This window comes from Methanobrevibacter sp. (assembly GCF_017427765.1).
Lineage (GTDB): Archaea > Methanobacteriota > Methanobacteria > Methanobacteriales > Methanobacteriaceae > Methanocatella.
In genome coordinates this window covers 1-19,881 of sequence record NZ_JAFRSC010000010.1, presented here as the reverse complement: position 1 = coordinate 19,881, position 19,881 = coordinate 1, and the positions used below count along the sequence as shown (strand labels likewise).

Here is a 19,881-nt window from a genome sequence, read left to right as displayed (position 1 = left end):
TGGCAAAATTTTTTAACCGAATTAACTAAAAATACATATAGAAATTAATTGAAAAAACAATATTTATGAAAGGAGGGAACACTATCAAAAATAAATTGATTTTTATTATTCTGATTTTGTTTATTGTCATAAATTTATCCTGTGTTACAGCATCAGGAACAAATGATAGTTTTAATAATGATTTAAGTTCAGTTAATGATAGTAGGCTCCAAAATAATGAAATTAATGATTTTTCAACTCTTTTTAGTGAAATTAAAAATGTTAATGAAACAAAAATATTGGAACTGCATAAAGACTATGCATTCAATAGCGAACATGACGGGCAGTTCATAAACGGAATTCCTGTTGATATTGATGGTTTAATCATCGACGGGAAAGGACATGCTATTAATGCCAATAAACAGGCCAGAATATTTAATATTATGTCAGATAATGTTGTCTTAAAAAATATCACACTTATTAATGCATATGCAAGCTCAAATGGAGGTGCTGTTTATTGGAACGGATTAAACGGAACACTTCTTGATTCCAGCATTAAAAATAGTGAAACACCAGGTAGCGGCGGTGGAGTTAGTTTTAACCATGACGGGACAATTATAAACTCAAATTTTGAGAATAACACTGCAGTATTTGGCGGAGCAGTTTCTTTTGAAGAAAACAGCAAAATTATAAATTCGAAATTCAACCATAATTATGCAACATTTCTTGGAGGTGCAATATACTTCAGTGCGTATGGAACCATCACAAACTCAACATTAACGGAAAATACCGGCGGAGATGGTGGTGCAATTTACTTTTATACCAAAGGAACCGTAAACAACATAACATTTCTTAAAAATAACGCCATAGGATACGGTGGAGGAATAACAAGTGAAGAATATATTGATATTAAAAACTCACAATTCATAAACAACACCGGAATGTTTGCCGGATCAGTATTTTTCAAATCAGAAGGCGACGTTGAAAACTCAATATTTATTAACAACAGCGCCATAAGGGAATGCGGATCATTGTACTTTAAGGAAACCGGAAAAATAAAAAATTCAACATTCACTAACAACAGAGGAAAATTAGGCGGAGCAGTTTATTTCCAAAAATATGGGGCGGTTCAGGACTCTTCGTTTACAAAAAACACAGCAACAACACAAGGCGGCGCAGTATATCTGAGTAAAAATGGATTAATAAATAATTCAACATTTATCACAAATCAGGCAACTTCAGGTAGTGCAATTTACACCATTGGGGAAAAAATCAGTTTAATCAATTCCAATTTTTACAATGAAGGAAAAAAATCAATATATATTAAAACAGAAAGAAGTCTTTTAAGCAATCTGACATTCATCATCAATAATTCATTTACAATCACAGGAATTTATTTTAGTAACAAAGATAACGCAATCCTAAACGATTTGCATTTCAAAAATCCTTCAACAATTACTAACGTGACTGTTTTAGGAAAAAACTATACCCAAAATTATACCGTCACTAAAATCAGCATAGCTCAAAAGATATTTTCATCATCAACAGTTACTGTTAAGTCAACTTCAATTACTGCCAAATCAAAAACATTTAAACAGACAGCAAAGACCAAATCATATACAATTACTTTAAAATCAAAGTCCAAAGCGCTTAAAGGAAAGCCCGTTAGATTAACTGTTAACGGTAAAACATATACCTCAAAAACCAATAACAATGGTAAAGCAACATTTAACATTAAATTAAATAAAAAAGGATCATTTAAAGCGAATATTAAATTTTCAGGCGATGATTATTACATGCCTTCTACAAAAACAGCACTTATAAAAATTAAATAAGAGGATTGATTAATCCTCATCTATTTTTTAACTTTAAGAGTTGTTTTGACCTGGGAGTCCAAGTATTTTACAACAACAGAATATTTGCCTACTTTTAAATTCTTAAAATTAACAGTAGCAATACCTTTTTTGTTTGTTTTGACACTGTAAGTTTTTCCATTAATTTTAAAGGTTATTTTCTTGCCGGAAATAGCTTTGCCCTTACTTGTTTTTAGACTTGCAGTATATTTGATTTTTTTAGATTTCTTAACTGTTTTGCCACTGGCTTTTAAGACCTTATTGACTGTTATTGTATTTTTAACTGTTAACCATTTATATGAAGTTGTTATTGTATACTTACCCGGAGTTAAACTGAATGTTTTAGAAGCATAACCATTCTTATCAGTTTTAACAGTGTAAGACTTTCCAGATACTTTCATAACAACCGCTTCATTTTTACCTACATACTTGCCATTACTGCCGATGATGCGGACTTTAAAGGTGACCTTACCACTATAATCAACGACTACATTTTTATTGCTGGTGATTTTTGTAGGGTTTGACAAAACAGATAAACTAAAGCTTTGATTGTGGAGTTTTGCAGTAAATGTTGATTTTTTAGGTAGGGTTATTGTTTTAGAAATGTAACCTTTAGACACATTTACATTTCCGGTAGATAAACTTACTTCAAATGTTGGCAACAATTCCGGAGCATCCAATTTTGAAACGGACCCATTATTATTTTTAACTTCATTAAAAGAAATTACGAAATTAGCGTTTTCATATTGCATTAGCTTGGAAGAAGATTTAAAGTTCATTACAATCCAATTTAGATTATCTGAAATATGTTCATTGAATAGCTGATTAAAAATTGGACTGTTGGTTCCCCACCAGTTATTTGTCAGGTTACTGTTTTTATTATTGAAATATATTGCATCCCCTGAAGAAGCTTTATTATTAAATATTGAGCTGTAAGATATGTTGATATCTTTTCTTGCAATGATTGCTCCGCCCTGAGCGCCAGCAATATTGTTTTCAAAAACAGATCCTATTATATTCAATAATCTGTTATTGTCAATGGCCCCACCATTTTTGGTTGCCTGGTTATTCGTGAATTTTGAATTAACTATGTTTAAATTTCCGCCATTATCAATAGCTCCAGCGCCATAAGCTCGATTTTTATCGAATAATGAATTTATTATAGTCAAATTACCTGCATTATCAATAGCTCCACCATAACTTAAAGCATTGTTGGAAATAAACTGGGAGTTATTGATTAACACTTCAGCGTCACTGATAAACATCACACCACCCTCATCGGAACCTGTGTTTGATTTGAATAATGAATTTGAGATAGTGACGTTTCCTGAATTAACACCAATTATTCCATATGTGTGGGTAACTTTATTATTTAAGAAATCCGCATTATCAATGATTAAATCAGCGTAATTATAAATAACTGCACCTCTACTTGCCTTATTGTCTTCAAAAGAAGAATTGTAGATTTGTGTTGAAAACTTTCTATTAAATATTCCTCCACCAAGAGTTGCTTCGTTTGAATAAAAATTATTATTGGCCAATGTTAGATTTCTGTTATTATATGCGACACCACCATTGGATTTTGCCACATTTTTTCCAATATCTGAATTTAGAACATTTAAAACATTATTATTATAAAAAGCAGCACCGTCAAATGCAGTATTAGACATTACTTCAGAATCCAATAGATTTAAATAACCGTTATTGTAAACAGAACCACCATAACTGGCAGAATTATTTACCATGCTGAAATTAGTTAAATCTGATTTTCCAACATTATAAATGGCACCACCATTACTCGCATGATTATTTTGAATGTTAAAATTGGTTAAATCTGATTTTCCAATACTGTAAATAGCGCCACCATAACTTGCGGAATTGTTATTCAATATACAGTCTGAAAAATTAACTGAAATATCTCCAATATAGATTCCGCCGCCGTATTTGGCGTAGTTATTGTTTATGGTGGCATTTGAAACCTGTGCTGTAAATGAAACACATGCGATTCCACCGCCACGGTCACTTGCATAGTTATTGTTTATCACACAATCAGATAAATTGAGATATCCCCAGTTAGCGTCTATTCCACCACCTAATTCTGCAAAATTATTGCATACTGATGAATTTCTGATATTCAAACTGCCGGATGCCTCGGCAATTATTCCACCACCATCATTTGCCCTATTATTTTCAATGACAGTGTTTACAACGTTCATGAGATATTCAGAGATGTAAACTCCACCACCACGTTCGGCAGAGTTATTCTTGATGATGCAATTAGAAATATCACACATTCCCCAGCTTTTTACACCACCACCCAAATCAGTGACGGAATTTGAATAAAACTGTGAATCGAAAATTTTCAGATATCCTCTATTGTTATAGATTCCACCACCACGTGCTGCAGTATTGTTGATAAAAATAGAATCAATAAGCAAAAATTCGCTGAATCGATTGTAGATTGCCCCGCCTTCATGGCTTTTAGAGTTTATAAATGTACAGTTAATAATTTTTGAATTTGCAAAATAAGCATCAATTGAAGCACCATATGTTGCTGCATTATCAAGAAATGAACAGTTTGTAGCTGTAATAAGTGAATTTTTCTGACCCCTTATTGCACCTCCATTATATGAATAGGAATTAAGAAATTCACTATTTGATATTACTAAAGTGCCATCATTATTTATGGCACCACCATCACCATTGACTCTTCCTTTATCATAGTTATAAGCAGTATTACCAGTGAAACAACAGCCAGAAATGACTAAATTCCCAGCGTTATCTATAGCACCGCCATTTTTAGTGGTTTTACCGTTAATGAATGTTAATCCAAAAAGATTCACATTAACGTTTTTAGAAATAACAAGAATATTAGAATTATAATTGGCATTTAAGATGGTTTTAGATGTATTTGATCCATAAATGGAAATATCCTTATTAATTTTTATTGCAGATCCGTTTCCAACATATGTTTTTCCATCCAAATAAACTGAATCCCCCGCACTTGACTCATCAATCAAATTCTGAATAGAATCAAAACTATCATTAACTGATATATCATTAGCATCAGTAGCACTGACCGTACCAATCACTACTATCGAAAAAATTAAGATAAATAGTAGTATTAAACTAAATTTAACTGTTTTTATTTATCTCACCCCTAAATAATATTTAAATAATAATTAAAGAATAATAATATTCAATTAAATTAAAATAGTTCAAAATAATGATTTTAATCAAATCAATTAGAACTTAATTATATAACGATGATACTAATTCTATTCGAAATAATATTTATAATGTTATACAAATTATTTTGTAACTGTAACAGTTTTTGTTTTAGAAACTGCTTTAAACTTCAAATCTCCTAGGAAAACCATTGAAATTTTATATTTTTTTGCTTTGCTCAACTTAAAAGAGATTTTTGCAATGCCTTTACTGTTGGTTTTGATGGAAAATGATTTGCCATTCAATTTTACAGTCACTTTTTGATTTTTCAGACCTTTTCCGGATGAATCAGTTAATCTGAATTGATAAGTTTTCTTTTTATTCTTTTTAACTTTAATATTAGACGCCTTAATTACAGACTTTTTACTTCCTGTCTTAACAATGATGCTTGAAGTTGCTTTTGTACTCTTATAATCATTGTTTCCGGCATAAGATATTGTCACGGAATATGTTTTTTTACCTGATAAAGAAACCTTTACTTTAGCGATTCCCTTGCTGTCTGTTTTTGAACTATAAGTTTTACCATTGAATTTGAAAGTTATTTTTTGATTTCCAATAGCTTTTCCTTTACTATTGACTAATTTAACTGAATAATAACAATCTGATAAAGGATATGTGGTTAATTTAGACGCAATTATTTTTGTAGATGGATTGATTGGAATATCTGAATCTTTAACACTGAATTTAACATTAAAATTATTTGCAACATATTGTGATGATCCTGGGAAAACTGCAGTTATTACATTACCTGTGCTTTTAAAAGATGCGTAAACATCTCTAAAATCAGCTACAGCAACACCATTTTTAATTGAAACTTTTTTGTAAACATCATTTTGCTGCGGTTTTGAAGTTGTGCAATTGTTTAGGAAAAATATCATGTCAAAAGAGTTAAAATCACTTGCAATTTTTCCATCACAGTCAACAATAGAAACCTTATAAACCCCATTTTTTACCTGTTCTATTTTTAATCTCAAAGAAAAGTCATATTTTCCGTTATTTGCAGGTGCTTCCAGAGTCCAAGGAATGCTAGGAGAGTAATATGTAAAGCCGCACGGCACATCATTAAATATCAGCGCATGTCTCATGTAAACATATGATTTGCCTTCAGCGTAAGTTCCCTCACCCACATCACCGAAAACATCATTTTCAGCATCATATTTTAGATACCCATAATCACGTTCCAGATATGTTCTGTGATGAAGTACCATTGAGCTATGGCCTTCAAAATAGTTATTGTCAACTATTGTTAAGTTTTCAGCACCTTCCTCATTATTCAGGTTTCTTGCACGATAATCATACATTATGGCATGAAGACCATTGTTAATGAATATGTTGCCTTTAACAACCAAACTGGTAATATTTGTGTTTACATAGATTCCAGAACCGATATCATCATTATCCAAACCATTATTCTTAATAATATTATTTAAAAAACTGATGTAATTTGCACTTGCCAGATTTACGCCCCAATTTTTGTTTTGGATAATTGAATTATTGATTACATTAATATTTTCTGAATTCCCAATTATTGATATTGCTTGATTTTCACTATTTCGTATTATATCTCCTTTGATATCGATATTGGAAGAGTTAATGATTTTGATTCCATCAATAGTATTGTTAATAATTAGATTTGACAAATGAATATTATTTGAATTTTCAATTACAATCCCCTTGAATTTATAATCACTCAAATCCTGATAGTCAATGGTGCAATCGTTTATTGAAATATTGTTTGCTCCTCGAATTAAAAAACCAAATGGAGTTTTAGCTCGGGCATTGTTAATAAGATTAACTCCATTTATTACAGATCCGCTTCCACCTCCAGTTATATAAAATACACCCAAACTGCCGGCACCTTCACTTTCATAAAGAGGGCAAGGTCCCAATGTGGAATTATAAGCCAAAATATTAATTGTTTTGTTTATTGTTAAATGGCAGTGGGCAAAATTGCCTTTAAGTATAATCGTATCTCCAGAATTTGCAGCATCAATTGCAGGTTGTATGGTTGGCTTAACCATCTGGTTTGGATTTTCGCTATCCGGAGTGACAACAACGGTATTGCCTGCAGTAATTTCTTTAGTATTTTTTGTTTGTAAACTATTATCAAAATCACTCAATTCACTAGAAATAGATGAATCACTTGCAAAATTACTTTGAGTCAAATCATTGTCATCCAAATCCAGTGCAAAAGTGATATTGCAAGATATGGAAAAAATTAAAATTACTAAAATGAATAAAATCCCATTTTTTGATTTCAAATTACCACCACAAAACGATATGAATATTTTTAATATTCATCATATTTAACAACTGTTGTGGAAACTGAATGAAAAATAGAACATGAATATTAATCTGAATTAAAAATTATTCTAAAAAAAGAAAAAGGTTAGAGAGATATAATCTCTCTAGTTAATAGTTATTTTTGCACTAGCTTTTGATGCTTGGTATGTTTTGTCACCTGCAAAGTTAATGTTAGCTGTGTAAGTACCTTTCTTAGTAATATCTAATTTGAAGGTAGCTTGACCTTTAGCATTGGTTTTTGCTGTGTAGGTTTTACCGTTTACAGTAAGTTTAATAGTTTTACCTTCTTTGAGGTAAGTTTTACCATCAGTGGATGAACCTTTGATGGTTTTTAAAGTTACTGTGTAGGATTTGGTTTTTGCAGATGCTTTGTATGATTTAGCAGCAGCTGAGATACTGGTTGTTTTCTTATTAACAATGATTTTTTGTACAATGAATGAAGCATTGTATTGGTCATCACCTAAGAATGCAACAGCGAAAGTGTATGTACCTTCATTAGCTAAGTTGATTTGCAATTTAGCAACACCATTTTCATCAGTAGTAGTGTTGTATACTTTACCATTGAATCCTATTTTTACAGCCTTATTTGCAAGAGCATTACCTGAACCGTCAACTAATGTTGCTGTGAAGTAACCTCCACGTTCACCAGCGTTATAATCAATAGCATAAGTGGTATAATCTTGGGATTTAATGTCAGTTGCTTGTCTTACAACAGTGACTGTGTTGTCCAAGTATGTATCACCGGTAGTTTGTAATAAAACGTTTTTCATACCGTCTTCTAATTTGTTACCGGTTACATTAATAGGAGCAGATAAGTTTAATCCACCGTTTCTGCATAAAATACTGAATAAAACAACAGATTTAGCATCAGTTTTGTTATCGTATGATTTTACAGTGTTACCAGTTACATTAATATTACCTAATGCACTTGGGAAACCGTGAGCTTCATTACCTTGTTCAGCAGCAACTAAAACACTGTCGCTGACAGCTTCGAATGTGTTGTCTTTAATAGCAATGTCATTGGAAGCTTTTTGAATACTGATTACAGGTAATTCTTTCCATACAACATCTCCTTCAGTGAATTGTCCACAGTTGATGAAAGTGTTGTTTCTGATTACAGAGTTTTTGGTAGATGAACCACCGAAGTAGATGGAATAAGTGTTGTTAATGAATCTGTTATTTTCAACGACGTTGTTTCCACTACCTTGTGCAATAGAAATAGCATCTAAAACTTGACCGGTGAAAGTGTTGTTTCTGATTGTGAAATTGGAAGATGCTCTGTAAATATTTAAAACTTTAGAACCGGTTTCCTCATTTACAGTAGGATCATTTACAATCCATGTTGAGTATCCGCCGGTAAACTCGTTGTTTTCAATAACAACATTAGTTGCACCGATACCACGAACAGCATTATTGAAATCTTCAAATGAACAGTCAGTTAATAAACCAGAGGTAACACCATTAAATGCTACACCTACACCTTTAACGGTTCCATTGTAAACGAAAACGTTATTAGGGTTAACATCAACAAATTTGAATCCTTGAATAGTGACATTTGAACCTTTTACTAAAACTAAACCGCTACCGTCACCAGTACCGACAATTCTGGTATTGTTTCCTTTTAATGTGATGTTATCTTTAGAGATAGTTACACCACTAGTACCGAAATCGAAATCGGATACATAACTTACATCAATTACAGCACCAGGATTTGCAGCATCGATTACTTTTTGAAGGTCGCTAGCAGTATTGTTTAATACAGTTACTTCTTCACCCCATGCAGTATACCATACCACATATTCTCTAACTCCATCAGCTAATTTGTTGTTGCTGACTTTGAGAGGAGCGAATAAGTTTAATGTAGTACCGTTTCTGCATAATACATGGAATAATACAACAGATTTTGCATTTACACTGTCATTATATAATTCAACTGTGTTTCCGGTTACATTAATATTACCTAATGAACTTGGGAAACCGTGAGCTTCATTACTTTCTTCAGCAGCGATTAAAACACTGTTTTCAACAGCTTTGAATGTGTTGTCTTCAATAGCAATATCGTTGGAAGCTTTTTGAATACTAATTACAGGCAATTTGTCCCAGCTGACATTACCTTCAGTGAACTGACCACAGTTGATGAAAGTGTTGTTTCTGATTACAGAGTTTTTAGTGGATGAACCACCGAAGTAGATGGAATAAGTGTTATTAATGAATCTGTTATTTTCAACAACGTTGTATCCACTACCTTGTGCAATAGAAATAGCATCTAAAACTTGACCGATGAACTCATTGTTTCTGATTGTGAAATTGGAAGACTGTCTGTAAATATTTAAAACTTTAGAACCGGTTTCCTCATTTACAGTAGGATCATTTACAATCCAAGTACTGTATCCGCCGGTAAACTCGTTGTTTTCAATTACAACATTAGTTGCACCGATACCACGAACAGCATTATTGAAATCTACAAAAGAACAGTTAGTTAATAAACCGGAAGTAACACCATTAAATGCTACACCCACACCTTTAACGGTTCCATTATAAACAAATTTATTAGCTGGATTATTATCAATGAATTTGAGTCCTTGAATAGTAACATTTGAAGCTTTTACTAAAACTAATCCATTACCGTTACCAAAACCTGCAATAGTAGTGTTACCATTACCTTTTAAAGTAATTCCAGTTTCAATAGTTACACCGGAACCGGCAAAATCATAATTTTCGAAATTACTTAAATCAACAGTATCTCCTGCATTAGCTGAACTAATTGCACTTTGGACATCTGCAACAGTATTGTTGACAGGTTGAATATTTTGTACTGTTGGAGCAGGTTCAGCGGCGATGACATCATCGACATCAGCATCTGCTGCAGCAACTGAACCTACAGTCAATGCAATTAAAACAACTAAAAGGAAAGATAGTAATATCTTTTTATTCATGAATATTTTTTCTCCTTTTAAATTGATTAAATAAAATTTTTTACTAATATTTATTATAGTTAAAATTAAACTAATAAAAACTTAAACACGCTTAATAAACTAACCATGAGCATATTAGTGATTAATATTTATTATCGACATGTAATATAAACATTATTGTATATCGATTAAATAGAAAATAAATCTAACATATTTATTAATATTTAATAAACATTAAAATAATTTAAAATAAAAAAAAATAATATATAAGAAATATTTTTTATAAAATAACTATTTTTAACTAAAAAAATCAAAAAATAAATGTTTAAATTAAAAATAAATTTAAAGAAATAAAATACATATCGATAAAATACTTTAAATAAGTGGATACACCATATACTCTTAAAAATATAAAATAAATAGAAAATAAAATAATTTAATTCACTATTCACCCATATTGCAAATTTTTATGCTTCCATTTTAATGATAAACAATATTATCTAAATATAATTAAATATTTGAAAAAAAACGAAGATAAGATAAATATATATTGAAAAAAATTAATAAATTAAATTAATATTTAGTATATTCACTCACAAGGAGGTGAAACATGAAAATCCAAAATGCATTACTGTTCATGACACTATTTGTAATAATAATCTCCATTTCATCAGTTTCAGCACATGACAATACAAATTCTAGTTTAAATGAGCCAGAATTAGATGTATTACACGTAGATAAAGTTAATTCCAAATTAGAAAGTGTTGCAGACAGCACTATCTTAAAAGAAGATTCAAATGATTTAGAAGAAAAAATTCTCAATTCAAACAATGGTGATGTGATTTTAATAGAACCCGGAACATATAAAATCCACAACATTAAAATTACAAAAAATATTACTCTTCAAGGAAATGGCAATCCTAGAGACATAATTATAGATGGTGAGAAAAAATCAAGTATATTCCTCATTAGAAGTCCGGACGTTCATTTTACAGTGAAAAATATTACATTCATCAATGGTTTAACACATAATTTCGGAGGAGTCATTTCAATAGAAACCGGAAATGCTTATGTGGATAATTGCATATTTATCAACAACACTGCATTAAGCAACACAAATGCCGGAGCGATTTCAAATTATGGAACTAAAAAGAATAGAGCATATCTATTGGTAAATAACTCATTATTTGTCAACAATCATGCAGACCACGATGGTGGAGCAATCACAACATGCTATGCTGATTCAGAGATTTATAACTGCGTTTTTATAAATAATTCTGCCGTCAGGGACGGTGGAGCAATACGGGTCAGTATATACGGATATGGAAATGTTCAAGATTGTATTTTTATGTTTAACCATGCTGATGAATGGGGTGGAGCATATTATAGCTGGTCTGGAGAATCAAATATTGAAAGATGTATATTTCTGAACAATACTGCTGGAACAAACGGTGGAGCAGTCATGGTTTCCGGAAAAATAAATGTGGAAAAGTCCATTATTGCAAATAATGACGGTGGAGAGACTGGAGGATCTTTTTATATCCAACAGCCTATGTATGATACCAAAACTGTGATTAGCGTTCACGATAATTTGATTACAAACAATACATCACCATACGGAAAAGAAATATTCATCAAATGGTGGGATTCATACAACCTATACACCCAATTTGACAATAACGATTGGGGAGATGAAAATCCTAATGATCCTTCTGTAATTGACCCGAATAATGTCACCGCAAGAAGTAAAGTATCATCAACTATCAAATCCAATCTGTTTGCAGATTTAAATGTTGATTCATTAATTAAATATAGTGATTTAATTGGAAATTATTTCCCAGATGATTCACTGTATAATCTCAAACAACAATTTGATGATGCTAAAAAGGCAAGCCAAAATAACAATCAAAATTCAAATGACAAAAAAACTTCCGATGAAAAAAATAACCAGAATAAAATAACTTCAAATAACACCAACAATGATTTGAATGTTGCATCAGATACCAACAGTTCCCAAATATTAAATGTTAATTCCTTAGAACAAATCTTAATCGGAAATTCAACATCTGTTGGTGAGAATAATAAAAATGCTTATGAGATAAATAAAACCAATTCAGCAGCGAAAGAAATTAACATTGATATTAAATATATCATTGCTGGAGCCGCAATAATATTTATTTTATTGGCTATAGGTTATAGAAGACATCAAAAAGAAGAGTAAATAGCTATGCTATTTACTTAAATTTATTTTTTAACTTATTTTAAACATATTAACTGTTCAGCTTGTTGTTTAAATTACGGGCAACCAGATAATAGTATATGTAAAAACTAAACCAGAAAACAGCACCAAATATGCAGGCTATTACAACCCAGGTAATTATTGGCCCCCATCCCAATTCAATCGGCATCCATTTTAAGTAGATTGCCACAATAAACAGTGCAGCCATTCCAAGACCCATCTGAAAAATTATCTGTAGAGGAAATGCAATATCCTCCCTTTCATAAATAAGCCCGGTTAAAGAAAATACCCATCCAACAACAATAGAACCGAAGAATGCATTGATTATCTCAGTTCCGGAAAATTGAACATTTGAAGGGCCAAGACTAAAGGAACCTAAAACCATTACAAGCATTACTATAAAGCACCCAATAAAAGCGCCCATTGCCAATCTTTTAATTAAATCCACTCTCATACTACCACCTATAAATCCAAAGCATTCTTAAAATCCGGCAAATATTTTCTTGAAATATTATCTTTTAAACCATTTTTAAGTTCTATAAACATCATCCCCTTTAGTGAAGGAGCTACACGACTAATCTTTTTTAAATTAACAATAGTTGTTTTTGATATTCTTACAAAATCATTATTTAAAGTTTCTTCAACCTGATATAATGGCTTTTTTATTAGATATTCCTTATCATCAGTGTATACTTTAACTTGCTTATCCTCAACTCTCAACATATAAACATCACTGAATTGTAAAAGAGCAATGTCTGATCCTTTTTTTACCGCCAGCATATCTTTTGAATCATCACTTTCCAAAATGGATACTGCTTTTGAAATATTGTCAGTCAACTCATTAGTATGAATATCTGCATAAGGTTCTTCAACATCTCTTGATACAAACAAATTCACTTTCATAATTTATTTCCCTAACTTTTCCATTTCCTCTTGTATTTTACGTTCTCTATATTCTTCACTGTCAAATGTGGCAATGAATAAAAATGCTTTTAAAAAGTCCTTTAATACACCAATTCCCCAGAAAAACAATGGAAATGCAACCCACCAGAATTCTGGAGTGTATAACCAATTGACAATAACCAATATTGAATTAACAACTACATATGCTGCTAAATTCCTATAGAATTTGATTTTATTATCAACACGTTCTTCTGCTCTGGATCTTATATCACTCATTTAATCACCCATTTTTGATATTTCTTCCTGAATTTTTCTTTCTCTATAATTATAGCCGACGACATCACTAAATGAGTATGCATTAAAAAAGTCATCTATAAGTCCAATACCCCAGAAAAACATTACACATAACAATAACCAGTAACTTTTTAAAAATACAACAGAAATTATTGCTATTATTGTATTTACAATCAAATATTTATATAGATTTTCTTGAAACTTAATTTTCGCATCTACTCTTTTTTCGGCTTTTTCTCGTAAATTCATTTTGTATCACCAAACAACTAATCGTTAATATAAGATAGTAAAAGTCTATATAAATGGCTATTTGGCGATGCCTCCAAGATGCAAAAATTGTAAATTGAAATGCAAAAAACAGTAATTAAAAATGAAAAAAATAAAGTAGCTACATTACAGCTACTAAATAATATAAAATAGAAGTTAATGCAGGAACTGTCAAATTATCGATTCCACCATAACTGAATGCTTCACATAATGTTGCAACAGCAGAAATCAATAGAATATTAACAATATTGAATTCAGGCATTGCATAACCTATTGATGTGTAAACCATCCATACAAATACGCTCATGACAGCTGTAACGACAAACATGGACAGTGACCCTTCAACAGATTTGGTACTTCCGAAAATGGAAAATTTGACTTTACCGAATTTTATACCTATTAATGCTGCAAATCCGTCACCATAAACTAAAGGAACAATAGCTAATGCGACAATCCATAAATGGTTACCGAATACTATTAATAATATTGTCCAGATTGCAGAATAGAAAAATAATCCTAAAGCATGTCCTGATTCAGTCATACTGTTTTCTATTTTAATCGGAGAGTATTCAGTTAATAAAAATGTTCCGATTGAAGCCGGCAATGTTAAACCAATAATCATTACCCACGGGTTTGAGAAAAACGGCATTGCAAAAATCATGTTTCCTACCATGATATGGAGGAATTTACGTGAAAATTCAGGCCTGGATTTTAAAACCTTTTCAGCTATGATAAAAATTGCAATTACATAAACGTATACAACAATTAATGCAATGATATCTGTAAAAATCATTCTTTATCATACTCCCCATATTCACAACCTGCATTTTCCATTTTTACATGGTCGATTAAGGTTCCGTCCTTTTTATATAATTTGATTTCACCCCAACCGTTTCCACCGTTCCATAAGCGGTTGTGTAATTTTTTACCATTTGGAGCTTCATAATTAAATAACATCATTTCATCACGTTTACAATAAAGTACCACTTCAATACGTGAATTTTTATTGCTTGCATTTATTGTCCAAGTATGAACTTCATCACCTTCTTTAAAATCAAAGTCGATTTTCACAAGATTCCAGAACCTTGCGAAGTTGTATTCATACATGGTTCCTTCATAATAAAATCCGATTAAGAGTTTACGAGGTATGGATATTCCAAATGCTTTAGGTTTTCCTCCCCCTGCTTCAAATGCAGAGTTGTTTAATTTTTTACCAGTTTTAAGGCTGGTTAAGTTACATGATGAAATCCAAAGCCAAGGTGAAGTGAAATCTCCTCCCCAGTTTTTATCAGCATATCCATAAGATTTTTCAGGAATAACTTCATATTCTTCTCCGTCAAGCCATACAGTACCGCTATATTGGGTTTTGATACCTTCAGCATGCCAAAACATTTCAAAAGAATTGAGCTTTCTGAATATTTTACTTGCACCGTAACCAACATTAAAAGTGATTTGCTTATCAATATCCAAATCCCACATCATGTCTCCAGCATCAGACATATATTCAGGATGATCACGAGCCTCTTCTTCACTTACTCTTGAAAATCCACTCATATGAGTCTCAGTTAAGCTACAGTCCCCAACTTTAATATTTAACTCATCATCAGGACAATCGAAATATTTCATTGAGTAAAAATTATGAATCTGTTTTGGATCTTTTCCCCAAGACCCCGCCTTAATCATACAGTAGGATGGTTTTTTGCCTAAACGTTGATTTTCAGGATCCTGACCTAAAACAGGTTCTTCTTCAGCTAAAGCTGGATTACATGTGAAATATTCAATGAAAAAAGGTCTTGGTTCCCCAGTTTTTTTATTATATCCTGTAAAAGAATGCCACCACCAATCATAACCCTTTTTAGCCAGTGGTCCTTTAAGCATATAATAGTTTCTTTCTAAGTCACTTTTATTCATACATTAATCCTCCAAAGGTAAGATAATATAATCTTTGTAAAGGATATATTAAATAATTTATTGTAAAAAGGCTAAAAAATAGAAAAAAATAGAAAAAATTAGAAGAAAAAAATTATCTTTTGGAATTCATTTCCTTAATGTCTTCACGATAATATAAACCGATAGTTAATATTATTAACAACACTATCAATGAAATTCCAGTGACTCTGTAGATATCTTCTTCTTCGATTACAATTCTTTTTACAACAGAATTTGACTGAGAACCAGCACGACCTGTATTGCCGCTGCTACTGTCAGAAGCACTTTCCGCAGATGTGACAGTATCTGTTTCATAACTTTGTGAAACATCATTTACCGGGTTATTAGCATTATTTCCCGGATTGGTCTTTTGACTGTGGGTGCTGTTACCTGTATTTTCACTGCTTCCCCTGTTAGATGAACCGCTACCTTTATTTGCATCTCCACCATCACCATCACCAGTTCCATCACCGTTACCGTTTCCACCTTCATCATATGGAATTGAAGGATAATCAAAACTTGGTGTTACGCCGTTAATCGGTTGTGATTTTTGAGAATCGGACTTGTATTCATTATCCCTTCTGGAATAGTCAACAGTAGCTTTAATGATATCCCCATTATTAGCATCTACTGTAAAAACTCCTGCACCACCACTTATAGTGACACTAACAGTTTTTCCATTTGAATTGTATGTCAATGTTCTGTCCGGAAGCAAACTGGCAACATTTCCATTGGAATCTAAAAATAGAGCCTGGAACTGATTTTTACCAATTTGAGTTACAGTGAACTTTAAATTACTGGATCTGATTTTAGGACAAATTCCCGCATGGTCAGTATACCAATTATCACCCAATTGCAGTCTGGTTCCTGTTTCTTGATAATATGTGTCTTTTGCTTCGACATCCATGCCGACATTAAAATAAAGCGCATTATAGCTTATATCCTGGTTATCAGGTTTAACATAATTATCAAAGAACTTAATTCCATTAAGCCAGTTTTCAGTAACTACATTGGACTGGATAGTATTGCTTCCAATGTGTGCCAATGAAATACCATTTCCTTTATTTCCAACAATATTATTTAACTTGATATTGACGTTATCTCCAGCATAGTTAATCAGAATGCCGTCTTCAGTATTTTTAGATATTGTATTTTGGTTAATGTGTAAGTTTTTAGGACCTTCACCATAATTTATTCCATTAACACTTCTTGTTGAAACAATACCGTGTTTATTATAGGCAATTGTATTTCCATGAATATAGACTTTATCAGTTTTCGCCATTTCAATACCATTTGCTTTATTATTAGAAATATTATTATTGAATATGTATGTTGAAACAGCATCTCCTATGACAATGCCTGATTTGGAATTCTTAACAATAGTGTTTTTAGTAATATTGAGATAATTGGTACCTGTTGCTACAATACCAATTCCATAAGTTGATATATCATTTTTATATATTCGTACAAGATCCGAATCACTCACAACTATACCATTTCCATTGCCCCTAATATTAAAACCACTAATGATAGTTGATGAAGCATTTTTACCTTTAACGGTGATAATTGGGCTTGAAGAAGTTGATGTCAAAACAGTATTTGAATTACTGATTAATGTCAACCGTTTATTGACAATCAGATTGATATTTGAATAGCTTTTTCCCTTAAATAAAATGACATTTCTATCTTTTGCATTATCAATAATTTTTTGAATTTCTGAATTTGATAAACCATCCTCCACAATTCGAGTATTTTTTACTGTAATCAGGGTTGTATTTGAGGAGGATTTATAATTAGAATTTCCTGCAAAGTTAGTTGTAATATTATAAGTACCATCATTTAAATTAATTTGAAGAGAAGCAAACCCATTATCATCTGTAGTTCCGTGATATGTAACGCCAACTACGGTAAATGTTACCTTTGCATTGGATATGGCAGTTTCATTGCCGTCAGACAGTTTTATTTTAAAGTAATCCCCAACAACATCAAATGTAGTGTTACTTACAACATTAATTTCTGTTTCCTTTTGGGAATTGACATTTAAAACTTGAGAACCGCCTAAAGAACCCAAATCTTCACTTGTAGTATTATCCATTTCATGAGCCACACTGAAATTCAAGCTAAATAGAACAAATACAAGTAATACAACAACAAACGCTTTTTTATTCATATTTCACCTCCTTTACACCGATTAGTAAGGAATTAATTATTGATAATTTCCCTTATAATATACTATATTTTTTATTAATATATATTATTGACCATTTTAATATGTAGAAATAGGATTTTTAAAAACAAAAGGAAAAATTAAATTATTTAATAAAATAAGCAAATTAGAATAATTAAAAAAAAATAAGATGTGAAACAATTTTCTAAAAGTCATCATATTCATCAATGCAATGAACATCATAACCGCAATTAGGACAGTATTCTTCTCCTTCATCAACCCAAGAGCCACAAACCGGACAAACCATTTTAAAACCTCATATATTTATTAAAATCAAACCAGCCATACAAACAATTATCCCAATTATCTGATTTAAGGAAACATTTTCCCGATAAAGCAGATATCCAACACCAATTAACACACAGGCAAGACCAATGTTTGCAACAACAGATGCTGTGCTTACAGCCCATCCTGCACGATATACAAACACATATCCGACTTCAAGGCCCACAACAGCTATTGCCAGAATTATTGATGTCCAGTTAATCTTGGATAATTCAAAGACAACATTTGATGGTCCAACAGCATATACAAAAATAATTGCTGAAATTATTGCTGCCACTAAATAAGTAACCATTAATGCCCCAAATGGATTTACATCTGAAGGCATTGACTTCATGCAAATATTATAGAAAGTGTTCGAAAGAATAACAATTAAGATAGGCCAAATTAAATTCCAATTCAAATAACTCACCGATACCTTTCAATTAAGCCATCCCATCATAAAAAAAAGAATATAAGTGAAGTAAAACTTCACTATTTTGTACCATATACCCTGTCTCCAGCATCCCCAAGACCCGGAAGAATATATGCATTTTCATTTAGTTCTCTATCGACTGTTGCGCAGAATATTTCAACATCCGGATGGTCATCCTCAATTGTTTTGATACCCTGAGGTGCAGCAACTATACATAACAACTTGATTTTTGTAACCCCATCCTGTTTAAGTCTTGAAATAGTTGCGGAGGCACTTCCACCAGTTGCAAGCATAGGATCAATTACAATAACTTCCCTTTTATCAATTCCATCTGGCATTTTATAGTAATATTCAACTGGTTCAAATGTTTCTTCATTCCTATAAAGTCCGATGTGACCTATTTTTGCATTAGGAATAACATTTAAAATTCCATCAACCATACCCATTCCAGCCCTTAAGATTGGAACAATAGCATAATAATCTTCATTTAACATTCCAGTGTCCATTTTTTCAAGGGGAGTTTCGATTGTTGTTTTTTCAAGTTTTGCGTCCCTCATAGCCTCATAAAATAAAATTGTTGAAATTTCAGTAACCAATTCACGGACCTCCTTGGTTCCAGTATTGATATCCCTTAAAATTGCAAGCTTATGAGTTATAATTGGATGATTTAAAACAAATTCATTCATGTTTTTCCTCCGGTACCCAATAGCATATTACTATTTTCCTCTACCATATTATCACATATTTTCTAAAATTCTTCCCAATTTTTAAGAAATTGATTAATTATTTTAAAAAATTCTATTGAATATTCTAATAATTAATTTAAAAACATCTAAAATTTGTAATGTTAATTCTAAAATTAATTTAACAAATTTTCGATTAATAATATATGTCTGAATAAAGTTTTGAACCTCTCCGACCTGTAGAGGTCGGAGATTCTCGGGCTGTAAGTCTCTCAGTGAGTCTTAGGATTACCGAGCTATCCCTCTGGGTCTCAGAGTTCATATATTATTATATTATTTTCCATAGTTTAAAATGTTTATGGC

General features: G+C 31.6%; 15 protein-coding genes. 2 read left to right on the top strand and 13 right to left on the bottom strand.

Going from position 1 to position 19,881, the window contains the following annotated elements:
* The first annotated feature begins 65 nt into the window (after positions 1–65).
* Positions 66–1,814, top strand: a complete 1,749-nt coding sequence (locus IJL02_RS02205; RefSeq protein ID WP_292808569.1) for an Ig-like domain repeat protein — start codon at positions 66–68, stop codon at positions 1,812–1,814.
* A 20-nt stretch (positions 1,815–1,834) separates the two neighbouring features.
* Here the strand turns inward: IJL02_RS02205 and IJL02_RS02200 are convergent, their stop codons facing one another.
* The 3 genes from IJL02_RS02200 to IJL02_RS02190 form a co-directional block, all read right to left on the bottom strand.
* Positions 1,835–4,924: a right-handed parallel beta-helix repeat-containing protein gene (locus IJL02_RS02200; RefSeq protein WP_292808567.1), complete on the bottom strand. Its 3,090-nt coding sequence runs from the start codon at positions 4,922–4,924 to the stop codon at positions 1,835–1,837.
* Positions 4,925–5,143: 219 nt separating this feature from the next.
* On the bottom strand, positions 5,144–7,321 hold the full coding sequence (locus IJL02_RS02195) for a right-handed parallel beta-helix repeat-containing protein (RefSeq protein WP_292808565.1): 2,178 nt from the start codon (positions 7,319–7,321) through the stop codon (positions 5,144–5,146).
* A 147-nt stretch (positions 7,322–7,468) separates the two neighbouring features.
* Entirely contained in the window at positions 7,469–10,300 is a 2,832-nt protein-coding gene (locus tag IJL02_RS02190; protein ID WP_292808563.1) for a right-handed parallel beta-helix repeat-containing protein, read from the bottom strand.
* Positions 10,301–10,889: 589 nt separating this feature from the next.
* On the opposite strand from IJL02_RS02190, the gene IJL02_RS02185 reads away from it, so the two are divergent.
* Positions 10,890–12,500 carry a hypothetical protein gene (locus IJL02_RS02185; protein WP_292808561.1) on the top strand — a complete coding sequence of 537 codons (1,611 nt, stop codon included), beginning with the start codon at positions 10,890–10,892 and terminating at the stop codon, positions 12,498–12,500.
* Between the two features lie 49 nt (positions 12,501–12,549).
* Here the strand turns inward: IJL02_RS02185 and IJL02_RS02180 are convergent, their stop codons facing one another.
* The 10 genes from IJL02_RS02180 to upp form a co-directional block, all read right to left on the bottom strand.
* Complete coding sequence (locus tag IJL02_RS02180) at positions 12,550–12,972, bottom strand: DUF3021 domain-containing protein (protein ID WP_292808559.1); 423 nt, start codon at positions 12,970–12,972, stop codon at positions 12,550–12,552.
* Positions 12,973–12,980: 8 nt separating this feature from the next.
* Positions 12,981–13,421 carry a LytTR family DNA-binding domain-containing protein gene (locus IJL02_RS02175; protein WP_292808557.1) on the bottom strand — a complete coding sequence of 147 codons (441 nt, stop codon included), beginning with the start codon at positions 13,419–13,421 and terminating at the stop codon, positions 12,981–12,983.
* Positions 13,422–13,424: 3 nt separating this feature from the next.
* Positions 13,425–13,697, bottom strand: coding sequence for a 2TM domain-containing protein (locus IJL02_RS02170; RefSeq protein ID WP_292808555.1), 273 nt, complete (start codon positions 13,695–13,697; stop codon positions 13,425–13,427).
* A complete protein-coding gene (locus IJL02_RS02165) occupies positions 13,698–13,964 on the bottom strand; it encodes a 2TM domain-containing protein (RefSeq protein WP_292808553.1) in 267 nt (88 codons plus the stop codon). It abuts the gene before it with no gap.
* Between the two features lie 139 nt (positions 13,965–14,103).
* Positions 14,104–14,775, bottom strand: a complete 672-nt coding sequence (locus IJL02_RS02160; RefSeq protein WP_292808551.1) for a diacylglycerol/polyprenol kinase family protein — start codon at positions 14,773–14,775, stop codon at positions 14,104–14,106.
* A complete protein-coding gene (locus tag IJL02_RS02155; protein WP_292808549.1) occupies positions 14,772–15,893 on the bottom strand; it encodes a tocopherol cyclase family protein in 1,122 nt (373 codons plus the stop codon). The genes IJL02_RS02160 and IJL02_RS02155 overlap by 4 nt, the downstream gene beginning before the upstream one ends.
* Before the next feature lie 112 nt (positions 15,894–16,005).
* Entirely contained in the window at positions 16,006–18,081 is a 2,076-nt protein-coding gene (locus tag IJL02_RS02150; RefSeq protein ID WP_292808547.1) for a right-handed parallel beta-helix repeat-containing protein, read from the bottom strand.
* Positions 18,082–18,283: 202 nt separating this feature from the next.
* On the bottom strand, positions 18,284–18,385 hold the full coding sequence (locus tag IJL02_RS02145; RefSeq protein ID WP_292808545.1) for a zinc-ribbon domain-containing protein: 102 nt from the start codon (positions 18,383–18,385) through the stop codon (positions 18,284–18,286).
* Between the two features lie 9 nt (positions 18,386–18,394).
* Positions 18,395–18,832 carry an EamA family transporter gene (locus IJL02_RS02140; protein WP_292808543.1) on the bottom strand — a complete coding sequence of 146 codons (438 nt, stop codon included), beginning with the start codon at positions 18,830–18,832 and terminating at the stop codon, positions 18,395–18,397.
* Between the two features lie 62 nt (positions 18,833–18,894).
* On the bottom strand, positions 18,895–19,521 hold the full coding sequence (upp, locus tag IJL02_RS02135) for a uracil phosphoribosyltransferase (RefSeq protein WP_292808541.1): 627 nt from the start codon (positions 19,519–19,521) through the stop codon (positions 18,895–18,897).
* Positions 19,522–19,881: the final 360 nt, after the last annotated feature.